The 20,008-nt window shown below is 70.9% G+C and carries 22 protein-coding genes; 5 read left to right on the forward strand and 17 right to left on the reverse strand.

Annotated features, from left to right (window positions below; translation table 11 throughout):
- Positions 1–8: 8 nt before the first annotated feature.
- The 12 genes from F7R91_RS09630 to F7R91_RS09680 all read right to left on the reverse strand — a co-directional run bounded on the left by F7R91_RS09630 (position 9) and on the right by F7R91_RS09680 (position 9,680).
- Positions 9–1,328 carry a hypothetical protein gene (locus F7R91_RS09630; RefSeq protein ID WP_150946577.1) on the reverse strand — a complete coding sequence of 440 codons (1,320 nt, stop codon included), beginning with the start codon at positions 1,326–1,328 and terminating at the stop codon, positions 9–11.
- Between the two features lie 58 nt (positions 1,329–1,386).
- On the reverse strand, positions 1,387–2,310 hold the full coding sequence (locus F7R91_RS09635) for a glutaminase (protein WP_408056020.1): 924 nt from the start codon (positions 2,308–2,310) through the stop codon (positions 1,387–1,389).
- 45 nt (positions 2,311–2,355) lie between these two features.
- On the reverse strand, positions 2,356–3,768 hold the full coding sequence (aspA, locus tag F7R91_RS09640; protein ID WP_150946580.1) for an aspartate ammonia-lyase: 1,413 nt from the start codon (positions 3,766–3,768) through the stop codon (positions 2,356–2,358).
- 297 nt (positions 3,769–4,065) lie between these two features.
- On the reverse strand, positions 4,066–5,082 hold the full coding sequence (locus tag F7R91_RS09645) for an asparaginase (RefSeq protein WP_150946582.1): 1,017 nt from the start codon (positions 5,080–5,082) through the stop codon (positions 4,066–4,068).
- Positions 5,083–5,125: 43 nt separating this feature from the next.
- Complete coding sequence (locus F7R91_RS43790) at positions 5,126–5,257, reverse strand: hypothetical protein (protein ID WP_269144743.1); 132 nt, start codon at positions 5,255–5,257, stop codon at positions 5,126–5,128.
- Between the two features lie 28 nt (positions 5,258–5,285).
- On the reverse strand, positions 5,286–6,017 hold the full coding sequence (locus tag F7R91_RS09650; RefSeq protein WP_150946584.1) for a FadR/GntR family transcriptional regulator: 732 nt from the start codon (positions 6,015–6,017) through the stop codon (positions 5,286–5,288).
- 108 nt (positions 6,018–6,125) lie between these two features.
- Complete coding sequence (locus tag F7R91_RS09655) at positions 6,126–6,962, reverse strand: undecaprenyl-diphosphate phosphatase (RefSeq protein WP_150946585.1); 837 nt, start codon at positions 6,960–6,962, stop codon at positions 6,126–6,128.
- Positions 6,963–7,032: 70 nt separating this feature from the next.
- Positions 7,033–7,407 (reverse strand): fluoride efflux transporter CrcB, encoded by a 375-nt coding sequence (gene crcB, locus F7R91_RS09660; protein ID WP_150946588.1) that lies wholly within the window; start codon positions 7,405–7,407, stop codon positions 7,033–7,035.
- Complete coding sequence (locus F7R91_RS09665; RefSeq protein WP_150946590.1) at positions 7,404–7,799, reverse strand: DUF190 domain-containing protein; 396 nt, start codon at positions 7,797–7,799, stop codon at positions 7,404–7,406. Before F7R91_RS09665 ends, crcB (F7R91_RS09660) begins: the two co-directional genes overlap by 4 nt.
- Positions 7,796–8,257, reverse strand: coding sequence for a fluoride efflux transporter CrcB (gene crcB, locus F7R91_RS09670; protein WP_150946592.1), 462 nt, complete (start codon positions 8,255–8,257; stop codon positions 7,796–7,798). The genes F7R91_RS09665 and crcB (F7R91_RS09670) overlap by 4 nt, the downstream gene beginning before the upstream one ends.
- Positions 8,258–8,358: 101 nt before the next feature.
- Positions 8,359–9,321 carry an SMP-30/gluconolactonase/LRE family protein gene (locus F7R91_RS09675; RefSeq protein WP_150946593.1) on the reverse strand — a complete coding sequence of 321 codons (963 nt, stop codon included), beginning with the start codon at positions 9,319–9,321 and terminating at the stop codon, positions 8,359–8,361.
- Between the two features lie 71 nt (positions 9,322–9,392).
- Positions 9,393–9,680, reverse strand: a complete 288-nt coding sequence (locus F7R91_RS09680; RefSeq protein WP_150946595.1) for a helix-turn-helix domain-containing protein — start codon at positions 9,678–9,680, stop codon at positions 9,393–9,395.
- Positions 9,681–10,075: 395 nt separating this feature from the next.
- On the opposite strand from F7R91_RS09680, the gene F7R91_RS09685 reads away from it, so the two are divergent.
- Both F7R91_RS09685 and F7R91_RS09690 read left to right on the forward strand, forming a co-directional pair.
- Positions 10,076–10,444 carry a VOC family protein gene (locus tag F7R91_RS09685; RefSeq protein ID WP_150946597.1) on the forward strand — a complete coding sequence of 123 codons (369 nt, stop codon included), beginning with the start codon at positions 10,076–10,078 and terminating at the stop codon, positions 10,442–10,444.
- Positions 10,445–10,502: 58 nt separating this feature from the next.
- Positions 10,503–10,892: a MarR family winged helix-turn-helix transcriptional regulator gene (locus F7R91_RS09690; protein WP_150946598.1), complete on the forward strand. Its 390-nt coding sequence runs from the start codon at positions 10,503–10,505 to the stop codon at positions 10,890–10,892.
- A 10-nt stretch (positions 10,893–10,902) separates the two neighbouring features.
- Here F7R91_RS09690 and F7R91_RS09695 read toward each other — a convergent pair whose 3' ends face one another.
- Complete coding sequence (locus F7R91_RS09695; RefSeq protein ID WP_150946600.1) at positions 10,903–11,301, reverse strand: SseB family protein; 399 nt, start codon at positions 11,299–11,301, stop codon at positions 10,903–10,905.
- Positions 11,302–11,486: 185 nt separating this feature from the next.
- Between F7R91_RS09695 and F7R91_RS09700 the strand changes: the two genes are divergently transcribed.
- The gene (locus tag F7R91_RS09700) at positions 11,487–12,932 is read left to right on the forward strand and encodes a glyceraldehyde-3-phosphate dehydrogenase (RefSeq protein WP_150946602.1); all 1,446 of its coding nucleotides are present in this window, start codon (positions 11,487–11,489) and stop codon (positions 12,930–12,932) included.
- A gap of 82 nt (positions 12,933–13,014) precedes the next feature.
- On the opposite strand, the gene F7R91_RS09705 is transcribed toward F7R91_RS09700, so the two are convergent.
- Together F7R91_RS09705 and F7R91_RS09710 are read right to left on the reverse strand one after the other, a co-directional pair.
- Positions 13,015–13,599, reverse strand: a complete 585-nt coding sequence (locus F7R91_RS09705) for a PadR family transcriptional regulator (protein ID WP_150946604.1) — start codon at positions 13,597–13,599, stop codon at positions 13,015–13,017.
- Positions 13,600–13,623: 24 nt separating this feature from the next.
- The gene (locus F7R91_RS09710; RefSeq protein ID WP_150946605.1) at positions 13,624–14,451 is read right to left on the reverse strand and encodes an SGNH/GDSL hydrolase family protein; all 828 of its coding nucleotides are present in this window, start codon (positions 14,449–14,451) and stop codon (positions 13,624–13,626) included.
- 422 nt (positions 14,452–14,873) lie between these two features.
- Between F7R91_RS09710 and F7R91_RS09715 the strand changes: the two genes are divergently transcribed.
- Together F7R91_RS09715 and F7R91_RS09720 are read left to right on the forward strand one after the other, a co-directional pair.
- On the forward strand, positions 14,874–16,682 hold the full coding sequence (locus F7R91_RS09715) for a PAS domain S-box protein (RefSeq protein WP_230989792.1): 1,809 nt from the start codon (positions 14,874–14,876) through the stop codon (positions 16,680–16,682).
- Positions 16,683–16,710: 28 nt separating this feature from the next.
- A complete protein-coding gene (locus tag F7R91_RS09720; RefSeq protein WP_150946609.1) occupies positions 16,711–17,142 on the forward strand; it encodes a hypothetical protein in 432 nt (143 codons plus the stop codon).
- A gap of 34 nt (positions 17,143–17,176) precedes the next feature.
- Here the strand turns inward: F7R91_RS09720 and F7R91_RS09725 are convergent, their stop codons facing one another.
- Positions 17,177–18,904, reverse strand: coding sequence for a sensor histidine kinase (locus F7R91_RS09725; protein ID WP_150946611.1), 1,728 nt, complete (start codon positions 18,902–18,904; stop codon positions 17,177–17,179).
- 156 nt (positions 18,905–19,060) lie between these two features.
- Positions 19,061–19,747: a response regulator gene (locus F7R91_RS09730; protein WP_150946613.1), complete on the reverse strand. Its 687-nt coding sequence runs from the start codon at positions 19,745–19,747 to the stop codon at positions 19,061–19,063.
- Positions 19,748–20,008: the final 261 nt, after the last annotated feature.

Raw genomic sequence — 20,008 nt, forward strand, 5'->3', positions numbered from 1 at the left:
GGGTTCGGTCAGGCGAACCGAGAGCTGGGCACCGGGCCGGACGACGTCAGCCTGGCCCGGTCGCCCTGCTGCCACGAGCCGCGGACGGCATGGGCGAAGGCGGTGAGCCGTTCGACCGGGTCGGCCGGGGAGTCGCGGTCGCCCTCGTCCGCCGTCGGATCGGCTCCGACGATCTCCGCGGCAAGGTCCGCCTCGGGGCGCTCGTCGGGCGCCGTCCGCTCGACATTGCCGTCGTCGCCCTGCCGCAGCTGCCCCTCCCAGGGCGCCGTGGCGGACTGGTGGAGCAGGGTGACGCTGTCGGCGGTGACCACGGGCGGATCGGTCCAGTTGCTCGCGTGCTCGTGGAGCACCTGTCCCGGCGCCCGCTCGAAGAGCTCCCCCAGGGTCTCGGGGCCCTGGTCCGCCCGCGCCACCTCGTTCAGGTCGTACGCGACGACGACGGTGTCCTGCCCACCGGGCGCGAAGGGCTGCGCGGGAAGGCCCAGCACCTCGGCGGCGGCCAGACCCAGGACGCGGCTGCCGCGATCGGGCAGCAGGGACACCGAACGCGGCCGTACGCCGGTGGCTTCGAGCAGCGCCTTCAGACGCAGGAGGCCCCGCAGGCACTGGTCGTAAGAGTCCTGGAGCCAGGCGTACCGGCCGGTCATGCCGGCGTCGAAGCCGTACGGGGACAGGGTGCCCAGCACGGTGCCGCCGATGACGTACTGCCATCCCCTCAGGTCGGTGAGGTCCAGCGAGGACACGGGCTCGGCGCTCGCCGCGCGCTCCAGCATGCGGCGCTGGCGGGCCTGGGCGGGAAGCCATATGGTGTCGTCCGGGTCCGTCAGCAGGGCGTGCTGCCGTCGGGCCAGCGGCAGATCGCCCGCCATGAGGGCGTTGAAGACCAGCAGATAGCGGTCGGGCCAGTCGGCGAAGCCGTCTTCGCGGGCGGTCAGCACCTCGACGGCCTCGCGATGCCGGCCCTCGCGTTCGCAGGCCGCGACCAGTTCGCGCATCACCCGCGCCGAGCCCGGAACCTGTTCCAGCGCCTGCCGCAGGGCGGGTATCGCGAGGTAGGACACGCCGCGCTCGATGCACGCGTATCCGAAGTCGTAGAGCTCCTGCGCCTTGTCGGGGCGTGCGGCCAGCGCCGTTGCGGCCTGCTGGAGGTCGTCGAAGCCTGCCGCCCCGGCCGCCCGTGCGACCACGAGGGCGACCTCCCCGAGCGGCTCGGTCTGTACGCCGGACCTCAACTGGCGCAGGGCCCCGGGGATGTCCCCGCCGTCCAGGCATTCCCAGGCCTTGAGCAGTTCGGGGGACTTCGGGCGGCGATTCCTGCGGGAGAACATGCACATGATCTTCACAGACGTCCGTGGTCGCCTCAACTGCATTACGGGGTGAGCCGGTTCAGAAGACCGACAGCCCCGTCAGCGTCGTGAAGCGGTCGAGCGCCGCGACCCCCGCCACCGAGTTGCCCCGTTCGTCGAGCCCCGGGCTCCACACGCACAGTGTGCAGCGCCCGGGGACCACCGCGATGATGCCGCCGCCCACTCCGCTCTTGCCGGGCAGGCCCACGCGGTAGGCGAAATCGCCCGCCGCGTCGTAGGTGCCGCAGGTCAGCATCACCGCGTTGACCTGTTTGGCCTGGCTGCGGGTGAGCAGCCGGGTGCCGTCGGCGCGGATGCCGTGGCGGGCCAGGAAGGCGGTGGCGAGGGCCAGGTCGGCGCAGGAGGCCATGAGGGAGCATTGGCGGAAGTACTGGTCGAGGAGCGCCGGCACCGGGTTGTCGATGTTGCCGTACGACGCCATGAAGTGGGCCAGGGCGGCGTTGCGGTCGCCGTGCGCGGACTCGGAGGCGGCGACGTCCTTGTCGAAGTCCAGCGTCGGGTTGCCGCTCTCCGCCCGCAGGAAGGCCAGCATTTCCCCGGCCGCGTCGCCGGTACGGGTCTGCAGGCGGTCGGTGACCACCAGCGCGCCCGCGTTGATGAACGGGTTGCGCGGGATGCCGTTCTCGTACTCCAGCTGGACCAGGGAGTTGAAGGGGTTGCCGGACGGTTCGCGGCCCACGTGCTCCCAGAGCTCGTCGCCCTCGCGGGCCAGGTCGAGCGCGAGGGTGAAGACCTTGGTGATGGACTGCGTCGAGAACGGCTCCCGCCAGTCCCCCACGCCGTACACCGTGCCGTCCAGCTCCGCCACGGCCATGCCGAAGCTGCGCGGGTCGCGGGCCGCGAGGGCCGGGATGTAGTCGGCGGGGCGGCCCCGGCCGGGGGTCCGCTCGATCTCGTCGGCGATGCGTTCCAGGACCGGCTGGAAGGTCATGGACGAAGTCATGATCACTATTGTGCCTCCGGGCCGGTCCTGGTGCGCGTCCGCAGGTCAGACGAGGGCCGGTCCGCTGCCCGCCACGACCTCGGGCCGCAGCAGGCCGGCCAGCTTGTCGGCCGGCAACAGGCCCTTCTCCAGGACGAGTTCGGCCACTCCCCGACCGGTGTCGAGAGCCTCCTTGGCGATGTCCGTGGCGGCCGTGTACCCGATGTGCGGGTTGAGGGCGGTGACCAGGCCGATGGAGTTCTCCACGGTCCGGCGCAGCACCTCGGTGTTGGCGGTGATCCCGTCGATGCAGCGCTCGGCGAGGGTGAGGCAGGCGGCGCGAAGGTGGGTGATGGACTCGGACAGGGAGTGCAGGATGATCGGCTCGAAGGCGTTGAGCTGAAGCTGCCCGGCCTCGGCGGCCATCGTGATGGTGACGTCGTTGCCGATCACCTCGAAGGCGACCTGGTTGACGACCTCGGGGATGACCGGGTTGACCTTGCCGGGCATGATGCTCGAACCGGCCTGCACCGGCGGCAGGTTGATCTCGCCGAGGCCCGCGCGCGGCCCGGAGGACAGCAGGCGCAGGTCGTTGCAGCTCTTGGAGAGCTTGACGGCGATCCGCTTGAGCACGCCGGACATCTGGACGAACGCGCCGCAGTCCTGGGTGGCCTCGACCAGGTTGGCGGCCGTCACGAGCGGCAGTCCGGTGATCTCGGCGAGGTGACGGCGGGCGGACTCGGCGTATCCGGCGGGGGCGTTGAGGCCCGTGCCGATCGCCGTGGCGCCGAGGTTGATCTCATGGATCAGCTCGACGGCCTCGTCAAGGCGGCTGCGGTCCTCGTCAATCATGACGGCAAACGCGGAGAATTCTTGACCGAGCGTCATGGGCACCGCGTCCTGCAACTGTGTACGGCCCATCTTGAGCACCTCGCGGAACTCAACGGCCTTGCGGGCGAACGCGTCCTGCAGTACAGCCATCGCCTTGAGCAGTCCACGCACCGCGAAGACCGTCGCTATCTTGACTGCGGTCGGGTAGACGTCATTGGTCGACTGGCTGAGGTTGACGTCCTCGTTGGGGTGCAGGTACCGGTACTGCCCCTTCTCATGGCCGAGCAGCTCCAGCGCCCGGTTGGCGACGACCTCGTTGGCGTTCATGTTGGTCGAGGTGCCGGCGCCGCCCTGGACGACGTCCACGACGAACTGGTCGTGCAGCCTGCCCTCGCGGATTTCGCGGCAGGCGGCGACGATGGCGGCGGCCTTCTCCGGGGCCAGCAGGCCGAGTTCCTCGTTGGCGAGGGCGGCGGCCTCCTTGACGGCGGCCAGGGCGTCGATCAGGTGCGGGTAGGCGGAGATGGGCGTCCCGGTGATGGGGAAGTTCTCGGTGGCGCGCAGGGTGTGGACACCCCAGTACGCCTCGGCGGGGACATCGCGGTCGCCGAGCAGATCGTGCTCACTGCGGGTGGCTGCGGCGGTCATGGCTGTGTGGGGCCTCTTTCTGAGGGATGAGGGTGGGCGTCAGCCCGCGAACGGGACGCGGGGCTGTGACGGGTACGGGCTCCACAGCGTGGGCGCGACAGCCACCCACGCGGCACGGGCGGTCACGGCACACGGCCGCGGTGGACTCGTACACGGGTCCCGCGCGCAGCAGCAGGCTCGGGCCGCGGGCGACCGCGGGCCGGCTCGGACCGCGGGCCGACGGCCGCCCACGCCTCCACGAGCGGGCGGCAGCGGGAACGAACCCGCACCCGCTCACGCGGCCGTCCCGTGGACCGGTCATGCGCAGGCCGGCATCGTGATCGGATCCAGCGCTCGCACCGGCCGCACGGAGCCGACCGGCACGCCGCCGCCGAGCAGCGGTTCGCCCGCGAACTCGGTCAGCCGTGCCGGATCGACGCCGGCGCGTGCGAGCGCCGCCGCGGCGACCGGGACGCGTGCCCGGTTCGCCCCGTCGGCGATCTTCACGGCGACGGCGCGGCCGTCCGGCAGCGCGGCGACCTGGACGCCCTCGAAGCCGTCCTTGGCGAGCAGTCCGGGTACGGCCCGCATCAGCGCGGCCACGTCACGGCCGGAGCCGGAGGCCATCTCGGCGTGCTCGCGCATCGCGTCCGCCACCCGCGCCTCCGGGGTGCCGGGGAGGGCCGTGGTGATACGGGCGGCGGCCCGGGCCAGGCCGTGCAGGGAGACGGAGAACAGGGGTGCGCCGCAGCCGTCGACGCTCACCTGGGCGATGCGCTGCCCGGTGAGGTCCTCGACGGTCTCCGCGATCACCTGCTGGAGCGGGTGCCCGGGATCGAGGTAGTCGTCCAGGGACCAGCCGCCCAGCTTGCAGACGTACAGCATGGCCGCGTGCTTGCCGGAGCAGTTCTGGGCGAGTCTGCTGGGCAGCCGCCCCTCGCGCACCCAGGCGTCCCGGACGACCGGGTCGAACGGCAGGTCGGGAACGTTGCGCAGGTGGCCCTCGGTGAGCCCGGCGAGCTCCAGGATCCGCCGGGTGCCGGCGAGGTGGCGTTCCTCACCGGAGTGGCTGGCCGCGGCGAGCGAGAGCAGCTCTCCGTCGAGGGGAAGTCCCGCGCGCAGCATGGCGACGGCCTGGACGGGCTTGAGGGCCGAGCGCGGGTAGAAGGCCGCCTCGACGTCGCCGAGCTGGAGTCGGACGTCGCCGTCGGCGCCGAGGACGACCACGGAGCCGTAGTGGATGCCCTCGACCACCCCGCCTCGTATGAGGTGGGCGACGGGAGCGTGGAGGGGTTCACGGACAAGGGGTGGGTCCGCTGTGGAACTGCTGTACATGTCTGCCTGTTGTCGTGGGTGGACGTGGAGGCGGACGCGCATGTCAGGCGTCGGCTTCGGTGGTTGACGTGCGTGCGACCCGGCCGCGGACGCCGTACCATCCGGCGACCAGGGCTCCGACGATCAGCGGAAGACACAGCACGGTGGTGCGTCCGGCGCCGCCGTCGGCGTACATGAGGACCAGGACAGGAGGTGCTGCTCGCTCACGCCTCGGGTCCGCCTTCCGTGGGGGAGTCCGTGCGCGTTGCGCGCACGATGTCGGTGAGGGTCGTGGAGACGCGGTCGAGGTGGTGTTCCATGGCCTCCACCGCGTCGTGTTCGCTGCCGTCGGCGAGCGCCTCGACGATCGCCCGGTGTTCGCGGTTGGACTGCTCCCGGCGGCCGCCGAGTTCGTTGAGGAACGCCGACTGGCGGGCCAGTGCGTCGCGGATCTCCTCGATGACCCGGCGGAAGACCGGGTTCTGCGCGGCCTCGGCCACCGCGAGGTGGAACAGCGAGTCCATCGCGACCCATGCGGTGGTGTCCGTCTCCCGTTCCATACGGTCCAGCAGATGCGCCAGATGATCGAGGTTCTCCGGGGTTCGGCGCAGGGCCGCGTACCCGGCGACCGGGATCTCGATGTGGCGGCGGACCTCCAGCAGGTCGCTGGCCGCGTAGTCGCCGAAGGTGGGGTCCTCGACGGTGTTGGCGACCACGAAGGTGCCCTTGCCGGTCTTGGAGACGGTCAGCCCCATGGTCTGCAGGGCCCGCAGGGCCTCGCGCAGCACGGGGCGGGAGACCTCGAGAGTGCGGCAGAGCTCCGCCTCGGAGGGGAGTCTGTCGCCGATGAGGTACTCGCCGCGCTCGATGGCGCCGCGAAGGTGGGCGAGGACCGCTTCCATGGCGCTGACGCGCCGCGGCACCCCTCCACCTGTCTGGCTGTCTGACAGGTTCACAGAAGTGATCCTGCGGGTGACGGAAGGCGGCTGTCAAGGCGGATGAAAAGAAAAATTCATGAGGGCGTGGAGCCTGAAATTCTGCTGCACGCCCCGCGCCCCGCACGCTCAGCTGTCGAGCACACCCGTGGCCAGCAGCCCGAACAGCGTCACACCCACGACGATCCGGTAGATCACGAAGGCGTTGAAGGAGTGCTTGGCGACGAACTTCAGCAGCCAGGCGATGGAGGCGTAGGCGACCCCGAACGACACCACGGTGCCGACGGCGAGCGGCGCGGCCCCCACGCCCGTGCCGAGGGCGTCCTTGAGCTCGTACAGGCCCGCGCCGGTGAGGGCGGGGATGCCGAGGAAGAACGACAGACGGGTGGCGGCGACCCGGTCCAGGTCGAGCATCAGGGCCGTGGACATGGTGGCGCCGGAGCGCGAGAAGCCGGGGAACAGCAGCGCGAGGATCTGCGAACTGCCGACGAGCATCGCGTCCTTGAACGAGGTGTCGTCCTCCCCGCGCTTGTGCCGTCCCATCCGGTCCGCCGCCCACATCACGCCGCTGCCGGCGATCAGCGAGCCGGCGACCACCCAGAGGGAGGCGAGCGGCCCTTCGATGAGGGGCTTGGCGGCCAGGCCGACCGCGACGATCGGGATCGTCGCGTAAATCACCCACCAGGCGAACTTGTAGTCGTGGTGGTACCGCTCCTCCTTGTCGCGCAGCCCGCGGCCCCAGGCGGAGACGATGCGCACGATGTCCTTGAAGAAGTACACGAGCACGGCGGCGATGGCACCGACCTGGATGACGGCCGAGAAGCCCACGACCGCGTCGTCGTCGACGGGAATCCCCATCAGCCCCTCGGCGATCTTCAGATGGCCGGTGGAGGAGACGGGCAGGAACTCGGTCACCCCCTCGACGGCTCCGAGGACGACGGCCTGACCGACGTTGATGACGCTCATGGGATCCAGTTCTGAGGAGGTGGCCGACAGTGCAGAAGGCAGTCTTACTACGCCCGGGTGTGGCCGTGGCTCACGCCCACACGGCCTGGGCGATCGACGCCCCGGCGAATGCCGCACCGAGTCCGGCCGTCACGCTCCCGGCGATGTTGGCGGCGGCGTAGAGGCCCGCCCCGGTCTCGGCCAGCCGGAGCGTCTCGTAGGAGAAGGTCGAATAGGTGGTCAGGGCCCCGCACAGACCGGTGCCGATGAGCAGCTGCAGGTGGGAACCGGCGGCTCCGGCGGCGGCCGCGCCGGTCAACAGCCCGAGGACGAGGGAGCCGCTGACGTTCACCGCGAAGGTGCCCCAGGGGAAGACCGAGTCGTGCCTGGCCTGCACCGCACGGTCGGTGAGGTAGCGCAGCGGGGCACCGACGACGGCCCCCGCGACGACCAGCAGCCAGTTCACAACGACCTCTTACCTTTCCTGCCCGTTTCGCCCGGAGTGCCGGCGTCGGTCGTCGCGTCGCGGCCGGTGTACCGGATGACCTCGCAGTCGTCGAGGACGACGAGACCTTCGCTGACGAGTTCGTCGAGCTGCGGCAGGAAGGCGCGGACCCGCTCCTCGGTGTCGACGACGACGACGGCGACGGGCAGGTCCTCGCTCAGTGAGAGCAGTCGCGAGGTGTGGATCAGCGAGGAGGCGCCGAACCCCTCGACCCCGCGGAAGACACTGGCGCCCGCGAGTCCCGCCGCGCGGGCGCGGTGCACGATCTCGGTGTAGAGGGGCTTGCGGTGCCAGGTGTCGTTCTCGCCGATGAAGACGGTCAGCCGCAGGGCGCGGCCGGTGAGCCTGGTCATGGTTGCCTCCACTTCAGAACGCGGCGCGCGGTCGCGACCCCGAGCCACACCGCCGAGAGCGCCGCGACGAGGGTCGCGGCGAGGTAGGCCAGGCCCGTGCCGGGCCGGCCGGAGTCGACGAGCCGCTGGATGTCGACGGCGTACGTGGAGAAGGTGGTGAAACCGCCGAGCACCCCGGTGCCGAAGAAGGGGCGCACCAGGCGGTGGGCGGCCCAGACATCGGTGATGACCACCATGAACACACCGATCACCGCGCAGCCGACGACGTTGGTACAGAAGGTCGCCCACGGGAAGTGGCCCGGCTCGGTGGGCCAGGCGAGCTGGGCCGCGTACCGGGCGACGGCGCCTGTGGCACCGCCGAGCGCGACCACCGCGACGACGGGCGCCTGACCGCGCCAGACGGGCGGCCGTGGGGTGCGCGGCGGGACGCGGAGGTTCTCGGCTTCCCGGGCTGTCATGGTGTGCTTGCGTCTCCTGCTCGCCGGTACGGCGGGCCCCACCGCCGGGCCGCGAGGGTGATCGCGGCCGGTGAACAGGGTAGCGCCGGGCCGCACCCGGGTCATTTCAGCGCGGGTGCCTCGCACACGGCCACCCCGCGCTCCCACAGGCTCCCCAGGACCAGGTGGCCGGCGGCCTGGCAGACGGCGGTGACCATACGGAAGCCGGAGCGCCGGCGCGCGAGATGCTGGACGACGTTCCCATGGTCGTCGACCGCGAGGACACCGATCGTCCCGGTGGGGCGGAAGGGCGCCCGTACGGCCACGCGCGCTGCGGTGCGGCGGACCGCCGGCGCGCTGCGGCGCAGCAGGTCCAGCGGCGGTACCCGGGGACCCGCGAGGGCGACCAGGATCGGCCCGTCGGGGCCGGCCCGCCACAGGTTGTCGGGCATGCCCGGGAGGTCCTTTGCGAAGGGCTCGCTCCGGCCCGCGTCCGGCCCGGTGAGCCAGTAACGGGTCAGCCGGTACGCGCCCGTCTCGGCGACGACCAGGAAGGAGCCGTCGCCGCCGACGGCGAGCCCGTTGGCGAACCGGAGCCCCTCCAGCAGTACTTCGGGTGTGTCGCTGCCGGGGGCGAGGCGCAGCAGCCGGCCCGTCGCGGTGTGCTCGACCAGATCACCGATCCACTGGTCCAGGGGGTAGCGGCGGCTGGAGACCGTGAAGCAGACGCTGCCGTCGGGCAGGGCGACGACATTGCTGCAGAACCTCAGGCGCTCCCCCGCCAGCGAGTCGGCGAGGACGCGCACGACGCCGTCGCCGAGGCCGACGCGCAGCAGGCCGCGTTCGGCATCACACACCAACAGGGCGTCGTCGGGGAGGAGTTCGAGGCCGAGGGGCCGCCCGCCGGTCTCGGCGAGCACCTCGATGCGGGTCGCGGCCGGATCCGTGAATCCGTCGATGCGCAGGATGCGGCCGTCCTCCACTCCGGTGAGCACACGGCCGCGGGCGTCGGCGACGACGTCCTCGGGGCCGCGGCCGCCGATCGCTACGTAATGGCGTGGGACGAGAGCCCTGGGACGGTCCATGTGTGCCTGTCCTTACCTGTCCTGTTGCCCGGTCGGGAGCCTCGCCGCTTTGTACCCCCTGCGGCCCTTCCCTACCAGCCCTTCTCGAACATGCGCGCCACCTCGGCGATCCGCACCTCGTCGCGCCGGTAGTAGGTGCGCCGCCGGATCCTCCTGGTGCGCAGCATGCCCATGTTCGCGAGCAGGCCGAGATGGGTGTCCGCGACCGAGCGGCGCACACCGAGCTTGCCGGCGACGGCATCCGCGGTGACCCCGTCCTCGAGGAGGTCGCCGTGCCGCTGCGGCGGGAAGTGCGCAACGGGGTCCTTCAGCCATTCCAGGATGTCCAGGCGCCTCGCGCTGACGGAAGTCCTCAGCATGTCGTCCCCTTCCGTCCGGGCCTCCTCGAACCGCGTCCTCCCACTGTCCCGCAGACGGCGGCACCGCGTCCGGGACTCCGCACGTCTTGTCCGGTACCGAACTCCTTTGCGACAAAAAGGAGTTCGAGCGATGGCCGTACGGGACAACGGAAGGGTCCCGGCCGCACCCGGGCGGCCGGGCGCCTCGTGGTTGCCTCGGCGATGGCCTCACCACGACAGCGCCGGGAGCTCCTTGAGGAGCCCCGACGGGTCGCAGCACGCCCACCCGCGCCCCGGTCGGTCAGGATCGGAGAAGCCACTCCCCCCTCCCCCGGCCTAGCGTGAAAGCACCGACGGAAACCGTCGGTCCGACGACGGAACGCCTCGTCGGTCCACGCGGCAGCAAGGAGTACGTCATGACCGCCGGTCTCAGGACGATCATTTACCCCGTCAAGGACCTCGCCCGGGCGAAGGCCCTGTTCGGCGCCCTGCTGGGCGTGGAGCCGTATGCCGACGAGCCGTACTACGTCGGGTTCAAGGACGCGGGGCAGGACGTCGGTCTCGACCCCAACGGGCACGCGAAGGGCATGACCGGACCGGTTCCCTACTGGCATGTGAGCGACCTCAGGTCCACCCTCGCGGCCCTGCTGGAGGCGGGCGCCGAGCCGCTGCAGGACGTCCTGGACGTCGGCGGCGGCAAGCTGATCGCCTTCGTCAGGGACGCGGACGGCAACCTGATCGGGCTCACCCAGGATCCGTCCCCGCAGGACCCCTCCGCCATGTGATTGCACACGCACTAGTTGCACTGTCAACAAATGCGCGGAACGGTGTTACCGTGCCCGTATGGCAGTCAAGACGGACGATGCCGGGCTCGAGGAAGGCTGGCGGGACATCCTGTCGGTGCACGCGCGCACGATGTGCGAGATCGACCGAGCCCTGCACCCGCACGGGCTGGGCGCGAGCGACTTCGAGGTGCTCGACGTCCTCGCCGTCGAGTCGCCCGAGGAGGGCGACCAGTGCCGGGTGCAGAACCTCGCCGGCCGAGTGCACCTCAGCCAGAGCGCGCTGTCCCGGCTCATCGGCCGGCTGGAGAAGGACGGCCTCGTGGAGCGGTCCGTGTGCGCGGAGGACCGGCGGGGCGTGTGGGTGACCCCGACCCGCAGGGGACGCGAACTGCACGCCGAGGTGCTGCCGCTGCAGCGGGCGGTACTGGCCCGGATGCTGGGCAGCTGACGAGGGGAATCTACGGCCTGGCCAGCAGCGTGCGGACGCCCTCCGAGGTCAGGGTCAGCGGGTGGTGGGAGCCGGCGTCGATGGTCAGCGAGAGCTCGTCGGCCGGCCACTGCGCGGCGAGCGCGCCGAGCGGCACCAGACGGTAGCGCGAGACGAACGGCAGCAGCTCGGCCATCGCCGGCTCCGAGGTGAACACCGGGACCACGGGACCGCCGTCCGGCTGTTCGAGCACAGGGAGGGCCACGGCCGACGGATCGGCGGCCTCCGCCTGATCGGCGTCATCGGGCACGGGTACGAGAACGTCGCTGCTCGCCAGGGCGTCCAGCGCCGCCGTGTCGTCGGTGTTCACCGCCAGCGCGTCCAGCGCGCGCTGGGCCGGGGTGGTGTTGTCGTGAGCGGGTGTCTCCATGGCAGATCCCCTGGTAGCGGCGGTCGTACGGCCCGCCCCCGGCATGATCGCCCCGGGCGCGGTCTCCCTCGCGTACCCGAGCTTGCGCGGGGCAATCCTTCGGCGGCGAAGAACGTCACCCCCTGAGCGACCCGGAAAACGTGGGGTTTAGCATATGAGCGCCGCCTAGCTCGAAAGATAAATCTGTGACTGTCAACGAGGACTCGTTCACCAACTGGAACAACCGCGAGGAGATCGCGGAGTCGATGATCCCGATCATCGGGAAGCTGCACCGGGAGCGGGACGTGACGGTCCTGCTGCACAGCCGCTCCCTGGTGAACAAGTCGGTGGTCAGCATCCTGAAGACCCACCGGTTCGCCCGGCAGATCGCCGGCGAGGAACTCTCGGTCACCGAGACTCTGCCGTTCCTGCAGGCGCTCACCGAGCTCGACCTCGGCCCTTCGCAGATCGACATCGGCATGCTCGCCGCGACGTACAGGACCGACGACCGCGGTCTGACCGTGCCGGAGTTCACCGCCGAGGCCGTCGCCGGCGCCACCGGCGCCAACAAGATCGAGCGCCGCGAGGCCCGCGATGTGGTCCTCTACGGTTTCGGCCGCATCGGCCGCCTCGTCGCCCGGCTGCTCATCGAGAAGGCGGGCTCCGGCAACGGCCTGCGGCTGCGCGCCATCGTCGTCCGACAGGGCGGTGAGCAGGACATCGTCAAGCGTGCCTCGCTGCTGCGCCGCGACTCCATCCACGGCCAGTTCCACGGCACGATCACCGTCGACGAGGCCACCAGCACGATCAGCGCCAACGGCAACGAGATCAAGGTCATCTACGCGGGCGACCCGTCCGAGGTCGACTACACGGCGTACGGCATCAAGGACGCCATCCTCATCGACAACACGGGCAAGTGGCGCGACCGGGAGGGCCTGTCGAAGCACCTGCGTCCCGGTATCGACAAGGTCGTCCTGACCGCGCCCGGCAAGGGCGACGTCCCCAACATCGTGCACGGTGTCAACCACGACACGATCAAGCCCGACGAGCAGGTCCTGTCCTGCGCGTCGTGCACCACCAATGCGATCGTCCCGCCGTTGAAGGCCATGGACGACGAGTTCGGCGTGCTGCGCGGCCATGTGGAGACCGTCCACTCGTTCACCAACGACCAGAACCTGCTGGACAACTATCACAAGGCCGACCGACGCGGCCGCTCGGCGCCGCTCAACATGGTCATCACCGAGACCGGTGCCGCCTCCGCGGTCGCCAAGGCGCTGCCCGACCTCAAGGCGCCGATCACCGGTAGCTCGATCCGGGTCCCGGTGCCGGACGTCTCGATCGCGATCCTCAGTCTGCGGCTGGGCCGTGAGACCAGCCGCGAGGAGGTCCTCGACTACCTCCGCAACGTCTCGCTGACCTCCCCGCTGAAGCGCCAGATCGACTTCACCACGGCCCCCGACGCGGTCTCGAGCGACTTCATCGGCTCGCGTCACGCCTCGATCGTCGACGCCGGCGCCACCAAGGTCGACGGCGACAACGCGATCCTCTACCTGTGGTACGACAACGAGTTCGGCTACTCCTGCCAGGTCATCCGCGTTGTCCAGTACGCCTCCGGAGCGGAGTACCCGACCTACCCGGCCCCGGCGGTCTGACCTCGGCGGTCCGCCCGCTCTCCCTGCCCCTGCCGGTGCATGCCGGCGGGGGCGGGCCCAATGCCTCGACCGGACGGTCGCCTCAGCCCTGTCCCGATGCGTCGCCGAGTGCCGCGGCGCGCTGGTCGAGCCGTTTCAGGGCCGTCTCGCCCCACTGGACGTTGGCCCGTTCCAGAGCCAGGCCGCCCTGCAGCGTCAGATAGGGGCCGATCCGCTCGGCCGTGGCGAGGTACTCCTCCTCGCTGCGGCCGGCGAGCATACGCTCCTTCATGCGCTCGTATCGGGCCAGCTTGGCCGTGGCCCGCTCCACTCGCTCGGCCACCGCGGCCCGCACGGCGGCGATGTCCCCGATGTCGACGCACTGGACCTTGACCATCAGCTCGTCCCGCAGGGCCGTGGGCTTGGCGGGGCCTTCGCTGACGTAGTCGCGCAGCGCCTCGAACCCGGCCCCGGTGAGGGAGAAGAGCCGCTTGTCCGGCCTGCGTTCCTGGCGTACGACACGGGCCGAGACGAGGCCCGCCCTCTCCATGCGTTCGAGCTCCCGGTAGAGCTGCTGCGGGGTGGCCATCCAGAAGTTGGCGACCGAGGCCTCGAACCCTTTCGCAAGGTCGTAGCCGGACGCCTCGCCCTCCACAAGTGCGGCCATCACCGCATGACGCAGAGCCATTCGCCCAATCTAACAGCCTGTTGATCAGTCGTCGGAGTAACTGTCCGCGCGCAGCAGGGAGGGTCCTTCGGCCACCGGGGCGACCGGGAGCAGGGCGGGCCGCTTGGCGTGTCGGCCGTCGCCGGAGGAGCGGCGCCGCACGCGCCGGACGAGCCAGGGCCCGAGGAACGTACCGAGCCAGCGCAGTTCGGCGCCCACGGCCCGCAGGCGCGAACGGACCGCCGGGTCGTCGGGCAGGGGCCGCGTCCACGAGTCGTCGCTGCCCGGCAGGGCCAGCGCGTCGGCGAACGCGGCCGCGATGCGCGCGTGCCCCAGCGGACTGGCGTGCAGCCGGTCGGTGCTCCATAGACGGGAGTCGGTGACCACCGGGTGAGGGGATGTCTCCGCCACGATCACGCCGTGGCGCCCGGCGGCCTCCCGGATGTGCTCGTTCAGCGCGGTGACCCGGTGGCCGACCGGGCGGGCGAGCGGAGTGATCCGGGCGAGGTCGGGGAACGTGAGCGTGGCGACGCGCGCGCCCTGTGCGGTGAGGGCGGCGAACATCGCCTCCAGGTGGCCGGCCACCTCGTCGGCGTCGAACCGGGGGCGCAGGATGTCGTTGACCCCGGCGACCACGGTGACCAGATCCGGTCTCATCGCGAGAGCCGGGGCCAGTTGCTCGGCGTGCACCTGACCTGTCAGACGGCCCCGGACGGCGAGATTGGCGTACCGCAGGCCGGGGCTGTGTCCCGCGATCTGCTCGGCCAGCCGGTCCGCCCAGCCCCGCAGGCCCTGGATGTCGTCCCCGTCGCCGAGCCCTTCGGTCTGGCTGTCCCCGAGAGCGACGTAGCGCAGATACGGACCGTTCGGCACCGGTCGACCGCCTTCCGCCCCGCCGGTCCCAGTGCCTCCTGCGCCACGAAACCCGACCCTAGGCAATTAATTGACTATGCGCATCATTGCCTATATCAGCATGCGAAACAACCCGACGGAACAGAACAGGATTCGACGGTGAGCCGATGTCGAACAGGTTCGGCCGGGGGGCGGACAGTAAACGACATGCGCCACGGGCGCGGGCCAGATGGGTCGAGAGTGCCTGAAATCGTCGCCGACGACGGATCGGCCGGACAAGACGGGCATGGCGAACAATGGGTGACATTCTCGAAACGCAGCCGCTATCGTCCGTCGGCGCGGCGGAGGGACTCCTCTGCCAATGCGGCACACGGCGTGGAAGTGCCACCGTGGCGGCCGAGGAGGAACGGTTCCGGGGACTGCTGGAAGCCGCTCCGGACGCCATGGTCATCGTGGACGACACGGGCACCATCCGCCTAGTCAACGCCCAGACCGAGGCCCTGTTCGGCTTTCAGCGTGAGGAACTGCTCGGCCGGCCCGTCGAGTTGCTGATCCCCCACCGCTTCCGGGCCCACCACACACGGCACCGCAACGGTTACGCCTCCAACCGCCAGGTACGCCCGATGGGAGCCGGGCTCGATCTGCACGGCCTGCGCAAGGACGGCACCGAGTTCCCCGTCGAGATCAGCCTCAGCCCCCTGGAGACCGCGGACGGGCTGCTCGTGTCCGCCGCCGTGCGTGACGTCAGCGACCGCAAGGCCGCCGAGCGGCGCATCAACGAACTCGCCGCGCTCGTCGAGTCGTCGCAGGACGCGATCCTCGCCAAGACGCTCGACGGGTACATCACCTACTGGAACGCGGCCGCCCAGTCCCTCTACGGCTACACGGCCGAGGAGGTCATCGGCCGCCATGTGTCCGTCCTGGCGCCCGAGGAGATGCGGGACGATATCAGCGTGCTCCTCGAGCGGCTGCGTCAGGGGGAGAAGGTCGAGCACTTCGAGACGCTTCGCGTGACCAACACGGGCCAACTGCTGGACGTCGACGTCACCCTGTGGCCGACCCGGGACACCGACGGCACGGTCGTCGGCGCGTGCGCCATCGTCCGGGACATCAGCGACCGCAAGCGTGCCGAGGCCGAACTCACCGCGTTGTACGAGCAGCAGCGGCACATCGCGCTCACGCTGCAGCGCAGTCTGATGGGCACCCCTCCCGCCATTCCCGGCCTCGCCACCGCAGCCCGCTACCGGCCCGCCACACAGGGCGCGGGTGTGGGCGGCGACTGGTTCGACCTCATTCCGCTGGGCGCCGGGCGGGTCGGCGTCCTGATCGGCGATGTGATGGGCCGCGGGCTGGAAGCGGCCGCCGTCATGGGCCAGTTGCGCTCGGCGGCGCACGCCCTCGCCAAGACCGGTATGCAGCCCCGTCAGCTGATGCAGGCCCTGGACACCTGTGTCGCCGATCTCGACGTTCCCGACCAGCTCGTCACCTGCTGCTATCTGATCATCGCCCCGGACGCGGGCACCGTGACCGTGTGCTCCGCCGGGCATCTGCCGATCCTGGTGGCCGGTACCGGCGAGGGCGTGCACTGCCTGTCCGCACCGGTGAACGCGCCTCTCGGTGTCGGCGGGGTGCTCTACCAGCAGTCCAGTACGGAGATCCGGCCCGGCGCCACCCTCGTCCTCTACACCGACGGCCTGATCGAGACGCCCGGCAGCGACATCGAGAACCGTATCAGCGAACTCACCACCGTCCTCGACGAGTTCTTCACCGGCAACCCCTGTCTGGAGACCGCCGCCGAGCATGTACTGGCCAGCCTGCTGCCGGATGCCGAGTCTCACAACGACGACGTCACCCTGCTGCTCGCCCAGCTGCCGGCCGCCCCGCTGGCCACCCTCGCCACCGAACTGCCCGCCGTGCCCGGCTCCGTCCCCGAGGGACGCGCGTTCCTCACCAAGGCCCTGGCTGCCTGGAGCTGCGCGGACACGGCGGACGACGCTCTGCTTCTGCTCTCGGAGACCCTGACCAACGCCGTCCAGCACGCCGAGGGCCCGATCGCGGTGCATCTGTCCCGCACCGCCACCGACCTCACCGTCGAGGTCAGCGACCGCAGCCCGCATCTGCCCCAGCCCCGTATCGCCACCGAGGTCGAGGAATCCGGACGGGGTCTGATCCTCGTCCGCGCGCTCGCCGAGAGCTGGGGAGTCCGGCCCACCGACGAGGGCAAAACCACCTGGTTCACACTGAAGTTGTGAAATCCGGAAGGACCGGGAGGCACATCGCGTGAACACCACCTCGGCCGCCGTGACGGGTGCGGCCGCCTTCACCTGGCTCGGCATGGTCGTGGCCGTCTCGTTCATCGAGGCACCGCTGAAGTTCCGGGCGCCGGGCATCACCGTACGGCTGGGCCTCGGCATCGGCCGGCTGGTGTTCCGGGCGCTGAACATCGCCGAATCGGTTCTCGCGGCGGCTGTTGTCGTGGCGGTCGCGGCGGGTTCGCCCACCGCGCCCGTCACGGTCACCACCTGTGGGGTCGCGGCGCTGCTCGCCGTCCAGCTGGCAGCCGTACGGCCCCTGCTCAACCGGCGCAGTGACCGGGTGCTCGCGGGCGAGGAACTGCCGCGCTCACGCGCCCACTACGTCTACGTCGCGGTCGAGGTGCTGAAGGCCGCGGCGCTGGTGACCCTCGGTGTCAGCGCTCTGGCCGCCGTCTGACGGCGCGGAGAGTGAGGGTCACCGGGGCGGCGGCTCATCCCTCGTCCGGTACGGGCACCCGCCACACCAGTGTGGTGCCGCCGCCGTCGGGGCTGGAGATCTCGAGGTTTCCGCCCAGTTGCTCGGCCCGTTCGGCCATGTTGCGCAGGCCGCTGCGACGGCCCTCGGGCGGAATGCCCACCCCGTTGTCCGTGACCGTCAGTTTGACCTCGCGGCCGTCGGTCTCCAGCGCCACGGCGGCCCGGTCCGCGCGGGCGTGCCGGGCGATGTTGGTCAGGGCCTCGGACAGTACGGCGACCACGTGGTCGGCGATCCGGCCGGGGACCTCGGTGTCCACCAGGCCCTCCATCCGCACGCTGGGCGCGTAGCCGAGCACCGGAGCCGCCTCGCCCACCACCCGCACCGCGCGGGCGCGCAGACCCGATCCGCCCGCGCCGTCGTGCGAGCGCAGACCGAAGATGGTCGACCTGATGATCTTGATGGTCTCGTCGAGGTCGTCCACCGCCCGCACCACGCGTTCCGCCGCCTGCGGGTGCTCGATGAAACGGCCCGCGCTCTGCAGCGTCATACCGGTGGCGAACAGCCGCTGGATCGCCAGGTCGTGCAGATCGCGGGCGATCCGGTCGCGGTCCTGGAGCATGGCGATGTGCTCGGCGTCCCGACGGCGCTCCGCCAGCTCCATCGCGATCGCGGCCTGGGCGGCGAAACCCTGCAGCGGCTCGGTCTCCTTCTCGGAGAACGCCGGCCGGCCGTCCTCACGCACCAGCAGGACGACGCCGCGGAGCACCTCACCGGTGCCGAAGGGGACGGCAACGGCCGCACCGAGCCCGGGAGGGAACGGCGTCGGGTCGGAGGCCCGCTTGTCACGGGTGACGTCCTGGCAGTGGACGGGAGCGGCGCCGGAGAATGCCTCGCCGACCAGGGTGCCGTCCACGGGCAGCACCAGACCGCGGTGCTCCTCCGCTCCCTGGCCGACGGCCAGCTCCACGGTGAGCGAGTCGGTGTCCTCCACCGGCATGGCGACCACGACCAGCGCGGCGCCGGTGATCTCCATGGCCCGCTCCGCGATCAGGGCGAGCGCCTCACCGTGCTGGCCGCCGGACATCAGGCTGTGGGTGATCTCGGCGTTCGCCTGGAGCCAGCGCTCGCGCAGCCGCGACTCCTCGTACAGCCGGGCGTTGTCGATGGCGACGCCGGCCGCGACGGCCAGGGTCGACAGCACTGACTCGTCCTCCTCGTCGAACTGCGCCCCGCCCGCCTTCTCGGTGAGGTACAGGTTGCCGAAGACCTGGTCGCGCACCCGGATCGGAACGCCGAGGAAGGTGTTCATCGGCGGGTGGTGCGGCGGGAAGCCGTAGGACGCGGGATGCTCGGAGAGCTTCGCCAGGCGCAGCGGCTCGGGACGGCGGATCAGCTCGCCCAGGATGCCGTGCCCCTCGGGGTAGGGGCCGATCTTCGCGATCTGTTCCTCGTCGACTCCCACGGTGTAGAAGGCCGACAGCCTCTTGCCGTCGGGGCCGATCACTCCGAGGGCGGCGTACTGTGCGTCGACGAGCGCCGCAGCGGCCTCCACGATACTGTGCAGGGCCTGTTCGAGGTCCAGTTCCCGGCCCACGGAGAGCACCGCCTCCAGGAGGCTGTGCACCCGGTCGCGTGTGCCGCGTGCCGCGTCCAGACGGGCCTGCAGCTCCTCCAGCAGCTCGTCCAGCTTCAGCTGCGGCAGGCGTACGCGAGCCTCCCGGGCCTCCTCAGGGCTTCCCACCGCTGGTCCTCCGAATCCCTCGACACGCCACCGGCCGTCCGTTGCGGTCTTGTGCCACGGTAACGGTCCAGGCAGAGGGAGCGTACGGGATCGCCCCTGGTCGGCCCGCCCCGGGGGCGGTTGCCGCGGTTCAGAGGAAGTGGGTGCCGCCGGGCGTCAGTGTCCTTCCTGCCGGAGCCGGTCCTGGACCTGGGTGGCGATCACCGCGGCCTGGATACGCCGCTCCACCCCCAGCTTCGCCAGCAGCCGCGAGATGTGGTTCTTCACCGTCTTCTCCGCCAGAAACAACCGCTGCCCGATCTGCCGGTTGGTCAGCCCCTCACCGATCAGCGCCAGGATCTCCCGCTCCCGCTCCGTCAGCCCCGGCAACGCATCAGGCTCCGGCTCCTTCTCCTGCTCACCCCGCAGCCGCGCCATCAGCTTCGCCGTCGCACTCGGATCCAGCAACGACTGCCCCGCCGCCACCGTCCGCACCGCCGACACCAGATCCGACCCCTGGATCTGCTTCAGCACATACCCCGACGCCCCCGCCATGATCGAGTCCAGCAACGCCTCCTCGTCATCGAACGACGTCAGCATCAGACACGCCAGCTCCGGCATCCGCGACCGCAGCTCCCGGCACACACTCACCCCGTCCCCGTCCGGCAGCCGCACATCCAGCACCGCCACCTGCGGACGCAACGCCGGCACCCGCACCAGCGCCTGCTCCACCGTCCCCGCCTCACCGACCACCGTGATGTCCGGCTCGTCGTCCAGCAGATCATGCACCCCCCGCCGCACCACCTCGTGATCGTCCAGCAGGAAGACCCGGATCGGGTCACCGGGCCGCTCACCCTGAGCCATCAGACGCCACCTCTCACACCTCGCACACCACCGCCCGGCCACCGGACGACAACACTCCTACCCACCAAGATCCTGCCCGCATCCGGGCCGAACGGCCAGGGACCAACGGCCCCCGATCCACCCCACCCCGGCCGGGGCCGGTCGGCCCGCACTGGGGTCCATCGTCGTCTGGGGCGCGGACCCGGCCCGGGCCAGGGTGGAGGCGGAGCGGCACGGACCCGCCGATGCCGCCTGCACGCCGCCGGTCACCCCGGCGGCGCC

Source organism: Streptomyces luteolifulvus (assembly GCF_008806595.1).
Classification (GTDB): Bacteria; Actinomycetota; Actinomycetes; order Streptomycetales; family Streptomycetaceae; genus Streptomyces; species Streptomyces luteolifulvus.

Bases quoted from the DNA above. Each gene is read 5' to 3' on its own strand.
- F7R91_RS09690 (WP_150946598.1), top strand. From the start codon at position 10,503: ATGGCAGTCAAGACGGACGATGCCGGGCTCGAGGAAGGCTGGCGGGAC.
- aspA (WP_150946580.1), bottom strand. From the start codon at position 3,768: ATGACCGCCGCAGCCACCCGCAGTGAGCACGATCTGCTCGGCGACCGC.
- F7R91_RS09655 (WP_150946585.1), bottom strand. From the start codon at position 6,962: ATGAGCGTCATCAACGTCGGTCAGGCCGTCGTCCTCGGAGCCGTCGAG.
- F7R91_RS09685 (WP_150946597.1), top strand. From the start codon at position 10,076: ATGACCGCCGGTCTCAGGACGATCATTTACCCCGTCAAGGACCTCGCC.
- F7R91_RS09730 (WP_150946613.1), bottom strand. From the start codon at position 19,747: ATGGCTCAGGGTGAGCGGCCCGGTGACCCGATCCGGGTCTTCCTGCTG.
- F7R91_RS09675 (WP_150946593.1), bottom strand. From the start codon at position 9,321: ATGGACCGTCCCAGGGCTCTCGTCCCACGCCATTACGTAGCGATCGGC.
- F7R91_RS09680 (WP_150946595.1), bottom strand. From the start codon at position 9,680: ATGCTGAGGACTTCCGTCAGCGCGAGGCGCCTGGACATCCTGGAATGG.
- F7R91_RS09635 (WP_408056020.1), bottom strand. From the start codon at position 2,310: ATGACTTCGTCCATGACCTTCCAGCCGGTCCTGGAACGCATCGCCGAC.
- F7R91_RS09645 (WP_150946582.1), bottom strand. From the start codon at position 5,082: ATGTACAGCAGTTCCACAGCGGACCCACCCCTTGTCCGTGAACCCCTC.
- crcB (WP_150946592.1), bottom strand. From the start codon at position 8,257: ATGACAGCCCGGGAAGCCGAGAACCTCCGCGTCCCGCCGCGCACCCCA.
- F7R91_RS09630 (WP_150946577.1), bottom strand. From the start codon at position 1,328: ATGTTCTCCCGCAGGAATCGCCGCCCGAAGTCCCCCGAACTGCTCAAG.
- F7R91_RS09665 (WP_150946590.1), bottom strand. From the start codon at position 7,799: ATGACCAGGCTCACCGGCCGCGCCCTGCGGCTGACCGTCTTCATCGGC.
- F7R91_RS09715 (WP_230989792.1), top strand. From the start codon at position 14,874: ATGGTCATCGTGGACGACACGGGCACCATCCGCCTAGTCAACGCCCAG.
- F7R91_RS09705 (WP_150946604.1), bottom strand. From the start codon at position 13,599: ATGGCTCTGCGTCATGCGGTGATGGCCGCACTTGTGGAGGGCGAGGCG.
- F7R91_RS09695 (WP_150946600.1), bottom strand. From the start codon at position 11,301: ATGGAGACACCCGCTCACGACAACACCACCCCGGCCCAGCGCGCGCTG.
- F7R91_RS43790 (WP_269144743.1), bottom strand. From the start codon at position 5,257: ATGTACGCCGACGGCGGCGCCGGACGCACCACCGTGCTGTGTCTTCCG.